The sequence below is a fragment of the Aquiflexum sp. genome, assembly GCF_977115555.1.
Genome location: NZ_CDSBKL010000260.1, coordinates 1 through 6,001 on the forward strand (window position 1 = coordinate 1; position 6,001 = coordinate 6,001).

Sequence of the window (6,001 nt, forward strand, 5' to 3'; positions counted from 1 at the left end):
CGATAAAGATGGTTTTTTTCAATTGAATATTGAGGAGAAAGACTATTGGTATGACCGGGTAAGTGGCACGATTTGGGACAAGGATTTCAATTATTTGGAAGAAAATAAAACCAAGTCAATTGTCAAGGATATTCAAAAGCACCTGATCCTGGACGAAAATAGAGGTCAGTACTTTCGTCAGTGGAGGGATGAAATCAAGACCCCTGATGACATATGGGATGAAATCCAAATCAGGACTTCCAATATCCCGGGGGTTACTTCTGCACCAAAACTCCAACCCATCGAAACAAGGTTGATCATGTTGCAGACGGGTATGAGGGCACCCATGGGGATGAAAGTATATGGGCCGGACTTGGAGACGATAGAGAATTTCAGTTTGAAACTCGAAAGCTTGCTTCAGGAAGTCCCTTCAGTCAAAGCTGAGGCTGTTTTTGCTGACAGGTCATTGGGCAAACCCTACTTGGAAGTGGATTTGGACAGGGTCGCATTGGGGAGATATGGGCTGAATGTGGCGGATGTGCAGGAGTTTATAGAAGTGGCTATCGGTGGCATGACTCTGAGCACTACGGTTGAGGGCCGAGAGCGCTATGCCATCCGTGCGAGGTATGCGAGGGAATACCGCGATGACCCGGAGGTTTTGAAAAAAATCCTGGTCAACAGCCCAACAGGGGCACAGATTCCCCTTGGTCAGATTGCGGAAATCACCTACCGGCCTGGACCGATGATGATCAGGGGAGAAAACACCTTTTTGGTAGGCTATGTGATGTTTGACAAAAGGGATGGTTATGCAGAAGTCAATGTCGTCGAAAGTGCCAAAAACCTGCTGGATGAAAAAGTGAGAACTGGTGAACTTGTGGTTCCTGCCGGGGTTTCTTATGTTTTTTCTGGTAGCTATGAAAATCAGATACGGGCAGAGAAGCGGTTGGCATTAGTCATCCCGCTGTGCTTGGCAGTGATATTCCTGATTCTTTATTTCCAGTTTAAGTCCACTGTATTGACCATGATGGTTTTTACAGCCATCGCAATGGCTTTTTCCGGAGGATTTATGATGCTGTGGTTGTATGGTCAGGGTTGGTTTTTTGATTTCAGTTTCCTCGGGACTAATATGCGGGACTTGTTCCAAATGAGGACAGTCAACCTCAGCGTAGCAGTTTGGGTGGGATTCATTGCCCTGTTTGGGATTGCGACCGATGATGGTGTAGTCATGGGAACATACCTGAAGCAAACCTTCGAAAGAAACAACCCGACCAACGTCGCAGAAATCCGAAATGCAGTTTTGGAAGCCGGATTGAAGAGAGTGAGACCCTGTCTGATGACCACAGCGACTACATTACTAGCCTTGCTGCCGGTATTGACCAGCTCCGGCAGAGGGTCTGATATCATGATTCCGATGGCAATACCGGCATTTGGAGGCATGGCGGTAGCGCTTATATCACTATTTATTGTGCCGGTATTGTATGGGAAATACAGGGAAATTATGGTAAGGAAGATTTGATATGGAAGAGAAAAAAGAATATATAAAGCTTGAGGATTTGGAGGTATATAAATTGGCAAGAGAACTATCAAAAATGGGATGGGCCATTTATTCCAAAATGACTTGGCAAACAAGAAAGATTATAAGAGACCAATTTATAGAATCCATTGACTCCATTGGAGCAAATATAGCAGAGTCATATGGCCGATACCATTATCTGGATAGGGTCAGGTTTCTTTGCAACAGCCGTGGGTCCATGTTGGAAGCCATAAATCATTGGTTGAGTTTGATGGAAGAAAGGAAAATTATCTCAAATGAAGAGTTCTCTCATCAATTTTAAGATGATTTCTGATAGACTTTCTCTTAAACTAAACAACTACATTCAATCAATTTACAATTCAAAAAAAGAATTGAAATGAACAAATTCAAAAACTTAAAATCCTTTATGGAATGGTTTGAAGCTGGTCTTTCCGGCCAATATCCATCAATATCAAGTATCCATAAATATCTGATTTTTGCTGCATTGATGCTCAGTGGAAAGGTAAATTCCCAAACCTTAGATACCTACATCGAAATAGCCGTCGAAAACAATCCCGGCCTTCAAGCCTCTTTTAACGGTTATCAGGCATCCTTGGAGAAGGTAAACCAATCCAATTCTTTGCCCGATCCGGAGTTGAATTTGGGTTATTTTCTAAGGCCGATGGAATTGCTTATGGGAAATCAAAGGGCTGAAGCATCTGTCATGCAGATGTTTCCATGGTTTGGCATGCTCAAAACCCAAAAAGATGAAGCCACTTTGATGGCAGAAGCGAGGTACGAGGCTTTCAAAGAGGAGCGAAACAGGATGGTTTTGCAGGTGAAGGAGACTTATTTCCAATTGCAACAACTTGAAAATACCATTGCGATCAGCCAATCCAACCTCGAAATCCTGAAAAGTCTGGAGCGATTGGCGATCATCCGGTACCAAGGGGGAAATACCTCCGAGGCTGTGTCCTCAGTGAGTTCGGCAGTGAGGAAGCCTTCCCAAATCCAAAACTCCGGCAATTCCTCAGATGGAATGGGAATGGGAGGAGGCAGTTCAGCTTCAAGCTCAGCTCCTGCCAATCCGGTATCAGGAATGAATACCATGGGGGCAACCGGCAGCTCCGGCAAATTGACCGATGTACTCAGGCTTCAGGTTCAGATCAAAGCTTTGGAAAGTGAACTGATCCAAATGGAGGTAAACAAAAGACCTTTGATAGCAAGGTTCAACCAGCTTTTGGGAGTCGAACAAAATGAAAAAATCAACCTTTCTGAGAAGTTCGAGCCGATCAATATTGCCGGATTGGAAGAACTGATGTTGGAAGGAATTCTGACCAACAATCCCATGGTCCTGATGCTCGAAAAAGAAAGTGAGGCCTATTGGAAAAAAGCCCAAATGGCCAAACTGGAAGGTCGACCAATGTTGGGGGCAGGCTTGAATTACATGGTTTTCTCCCCAAGACCTGAATCGGGAATAATCGGAGGAATGGATGGGATGGAATATATGCCTTCCGGAATGGGAAGAAACATGTTTATGCTGATGGGAACGGTGACCTTACCTATTTACCGAAAAAAATACAAGTCGATGGAAACAGAGGCGAATTATTGGAGGGAATCCACCATCAAGCAAAAAGAGGATTTGCAAAACAGCTTGGTGACTGAATTTGAATCTTCACTTGTCTTGCTCAAAGATTCACAGCGAAAACTTGATTTGTTGAAAGAGCAGGTTGAATTGACCGAACAGACCATGCAGCTTTCAGTGACTTCTTATGCAACTGATGGAAGTTCCTTTGAGGAGATTCTGAGTATCCAAAGAGAGTTGTTGGAATTTAGGTTGGCACTGCTCAATACTCAGATCGATCAGCAATTGAATTACGCAAGACTTGAAGTCCTTACAGGTTATTAAAGGTGGGTAAGGTTCAATCTCTAAGTGTAGAATTATGGGCTTTAAAGAAGCTCAATCTGACATTAATTGATACTGGATATTTATTGATATTAATTCCAAAACAAGAGGCTTACTTGTTAAAATGCTAACCCCATCGGTCATCCGACTTCCGTCTTCCGTCCAGTTTTTAAAAGATAAAAGGGTTACTGGCAATAGAATACACAACCATTAAAACACGAAACCATGAATACTAGAAGAAACATCGTCTTAATCATCTTTGGTTGCCTATTCTTTGGGGCAATCTTCGGATGGATCATCAGAGGGGGAGGAGAGTCTGAAACAGAAAATCAGGAATCCCTTGCCACTGACGGGGAAACAATTTGGGTGTCCCCAATGCATCCCCATATCCGTCAAAACGAACCCGGAAAATGCCCAATCTGTGGCATGGACTTGGTTCCCCTGTCACAACTCAGCACCTCTACCAATCCCTATCAAATGGAAATGACTCCTGAAGCCATGGCGCTTTCCAATGTCATGACTACCAAGGTGAGCTCAGGAGCCTCTGCTTCGAGGCTTCAGCTGACAGGGAAAATACAGCCTGATGAGAAAAGGGTCAAAAGCCTGACTTCTAATTTTGCGGGAAGGATAGACAAGCTTTTTGTCAATTTTACAGGTCAGGAAGTTGCCAAAGGAGAAAAATTGGCCACGATCTATTCCCCTGATTTGGTCAATGCCCAAAAGGAACTCTTGGAAGTAGCCAAGGTCAAAGACCGTCAGCCAGCCTTATACCAAGCTGCCAAAGAAAAATTGCGCCTGTGGAAAATTACTGAGGAGCAGATTTCGGAGATTGAAAAAAGAGGCACCGTCCATACAGAATTTGATGTGTTTGCAGATGCTTCAGGCATTGTCACTGCGAGGAATGTCTCTTTGGGGGATTTTGTCAGCAGGGGTTCTGTCCTTTTTGAACTTATGGATTTGACTCATGTTTGGGTAATGATGGATGCCTATGAATCTGACCTGTCTTGGATCAAAAAAGGAGATAAAATTACTTTTCAGGCTGCAGCTTATCCTGGAAAGGAATTTACCGGAAAGGTTTCTTTCATCGACCCTGTCCTTAATCCCGAAACAAGGACGATTGGAATCCGAGCCGAGGCAGTCAATACCGGCTTGCAACTGAAACCCGAGATGTTTGTCAGCGCCACTATCAAAACAACTTCTTCTTCTAAAACCGGTCTTATGGTACCCAAATCAGCAATCCTTTGGACAGGGCCACGGTCTGTGGTGTATGTGCAGGTTGGGGATAAGGAATCTCCGTCTTTTGAAATGCGGGAGGTGTCTTTGGGTGCACGTTCAGGAGATGATTATATGGTGACTTCCGGCATCAATGAAGGCGAGGAAGTGGTCAGCAACGGGGTTTTTGCCATCGATGCCGCAGCACAACTTTCAGGAAAATACAGCATGATGCTCAGGCCTGAGGAAAAGGGAGGGGTTCAGTCATTGGAGGTTTCCGAAGAATTCAGGAATCAGCTTACCGCATTTGTGAAAAGCTATTTTACCATCAAAAATGCCCTCACTGCATCTGATGTCCCTTCTACCCAATCTGCGGTATCCAAATCCAAGACTTCTTTGACCAAGGTAGAAATGGGGCTATTGGACCCAAAAGCACATGAAGTATGGATGGGATTATTGAAGCCGATCCAAGCAAGCCTGGACAAAATCCAAAAAACTTCAGATGTGGAGGAGCAAAGGAAAAATTTCGAAACACTCTCGGACAACCTGATTTCAGCAGTGGCTTATTTTGGTGTGGAGGAAAACACCGTTTATAAGCAATACTGCCCTATGGCCTTCAAAGACAAAGGGGCATTTTGGCTGAGTGGGGAAAAGGAAATCCGGAACCCATACTTTGGTGAAGCCATGCTGACTTGTGGGGAGGTGAAGGATGAGTTCAAACCAACCAATCCATAAAAAAAACCTTTAAATCATCAATGCCTGATTTTCGGATTGGGGTGGCGTAATCTGCAGGCTGCTTGAGGCGGAGATGCTTTTTCTTAACTCTTCATCCAGTTTTCTAGCCTCCGCTTTGATCATTTTGAGAAAATGGGCAATTTCGATAGCAGATTTTTTGGGATCGATGATTTCCAAAATCCCGATGATATTGGCCAGTTTGGCACGCATCAGGTGAGATTGGTTAAAGGTCATGGTCATCAGATACTGGCTTTGCTGCTTATACAAAGATTCTGTTTTTTTCCTTTCAGAAATATCAAAAAAACAGCCGGCCATGACCAATGGATCTCCTTCGGGACTCCACTGCAATACTTTGCCATAACCCAATACCCAAATGTCTTTTTTGTGGAGATTTTTGATCCTGAATTCACAATGGAACGGAAGCTTCCCGTTACTGGCAAAGTGCTCCTTCAGGTTTTCTTCTACTTTCGCCCTTTCAGAGGTGTGAACATGCTTTTTCCATTTCACATTTTTGGTCCTTTTTCTGTTTTGGATGGAATTGTAACCCAAAACCTCATTCAAAGAAAGGCTCAATTGGTCAGATTGCCGGGCTATATCCCAAATCCAAAAACCGATCAGATTATCCTCAAGCAATCCTTCCATGAGTTGATTTTTTG

5 protein-coding genes are annotated in these 6,001 nt (G+C 43.9%); 4 read left to right on the forward strand and 1 reads right to left on the reverse strand.

What is annotated here, in order from left to right; genetic code table 11:
- The 4 genes from ACZFYI_RS14280 to ACZFYI_RS14295 all read left to right on the forward strand — a co-directional run.
- A partial coding sequence (locus tag ACZFYI_RS14280; RefSeq protein WP_462524803.1) for an efflux RND transporter permease subunit occupies positions 1–1,495 on the forward strand: 1,495 nt, incomplete at its 5' end.
- 1 nt (position 1,496) lies between these two features.
- Entirely contained in the window at positions 1,497–1,814 is a 318-nt protein-coding gene (locus ACZFYI_RS14285; protein WP_462524804.1) for a four helix bundle protein, read from the forward strand.
- A gap of 75 nt (positions 1,815–1,889) precedes the next feature.
- Positions 1,890–3,401, forward strand: a complete 1,512-nt coding sequence (locus ACZFYI_RS14290) for a TolC family protein (protein WP_462524805.1) — start codon at positions 1,890–1,892, stop codon at positions 3,399–3,401.
- A 222-nt stretch (positions 3,402–3,623) separates the two neighbouring features.
- A complete protein-coding gene (locus ACZFYI_RS14295; protein ID WP_462524806.1) occupies positions 3,624–5,345 on the forward strand; it encodes an efflux RND transporter periplasmic adaptor subunit in 1,722 nt (573 codons plus the stop codon).
- 9 nt (positions 5,346–5,354) lie between these two features.
- On the opposite strand, the gene ACZFYI_RS14300 is transcribed toward ACZFYI_RS14295, so the two are convergent.
- Positions 5,355–6,001 (reverse strand): PAS domain-containing protein (locus ACZFYI_RS14300; RefSeq protein WP_462524807.1); only part of this gene is annotated, 647 nt, incomplete at its 5' end.

Coding starts and splice junctions, on each gene's coding strand:
- ACZFYI_RS14290 (WP_462524805.1), top strand. CDS start 1,890: ATGAACAAATTCAAAAACTTAAAATCCTTTATGGAATGGTTTGAAGCT.
- ACZFYI_RS14285 (WP_462524804.1), top strand. CDS start 1,497: ATGGAAGAGAAAAAAGAATATATAAAGCTTGAGGATTTGGAGGTATAT.
- ACZFYI_RS14295 (WP_462524806.1), top strand. CDS start 3,624: ATGAATACTAGAAGAAACATCGTCTTAATCATCTTTGGTTGCCTATTC.